Origin of the sequence: Mesorhizobium sp. M7A.F.Ca.CA.002.15.2.1, from assembly GCF_003998715.1 — a bacterium.
GTDB lineage: Bacteria > Pseudomonadota > Alphaproteobacteria > Rhizobiales > Rhizobiaceae > Mesorhizobium > Mesorhizobium ciceri.
On the sequence record NZ_RZPI01000330.1, the window covers coordinates 1 to 865 of the forward strand.

Below are 865 nucleotides of genomic sequence, written 5' to 3' on the forward strand. Positions count from 1 at the left end.
GAGGAAAGGCTTGTTCGAACTCGCTTGCCGAGTTCGAACAAGCCTTTCCTCAGGCCGAAGCAGAAGCCCTCGCCGCCTTTGGCGATGGTGGTCTCTACATGGAAAAGGTGATCGGCAAGGCCCGCCATATCGAGGTGCAGGTGCTGGCAGACGGAAGCGATGCCATCCACTGCTACGAGCGGGAGTGCTCGCTGCAGCGGCGACGCCAGAAGGTTTGGGAGGAGGCGCCGTCGCGCGCACTTTCAGACAGGCTGCGCGAAGAGCTCTGCGCTTCAGCGGTCGCCTTGGCCAAGGCGGTCAAATACTCTGGTGCCGGCACGGTAGAGTATCTTTACGACGATGAAGCAGACCGCTTTTACTTCATCGAGATGAACACCCGTATCCAGGTCGAGCACCCGGTCACCGAAGCGATCACCGGCATCGACCTCGTTGCGGAGATGCTTCGCATCGCCGGCGGCGAGAAGCTGCGGATCCGGCAAAGCGATGTCTCCGTCAAAGGGCATGCGATCGAAGTCCGGCTCAATGCCGAAGACCCGGCGAAGGAGTTCGCTCCATTCCCCGGGCAGGTGGCCGAGCTTCGCATTCCCGGCGGTCCGGGCGTACGCTTCGATTCGATGCTCTATCAAGGCTATCAGGTGCCGCCCTTTTATGACTCGCTGCTTGCCAAGCTGATCGTGCATGCAGAGACGCGCGAGGCGGCGATAGTGCGCCTGATCCGCGCGCTCAACGAGTTGAAGATCGGCGGGCTCAAGACCACCAAGCCGCTGTTTCTTGCGCTGGCCGCCGATCCGGCGATGCGGGCGGGAGACGTGCATACCCGCTGGCTGGAAGGCTGGCTCATCGAAAACGCCGCAGCATTGGCGGG

At 62.1% G+C, this 865-nt stretch carries 1 pseudogene; it reads left to right on the plus strand.

Features of this window, described 5'->3' with window-relative positions:
• Positions 1-865 (plus strand): annotated as a pseudogene (locus ENZ74_RS18690) (acetyl-CoA carboxylase biotin carboxylase subunit); the annotation flags it as partial.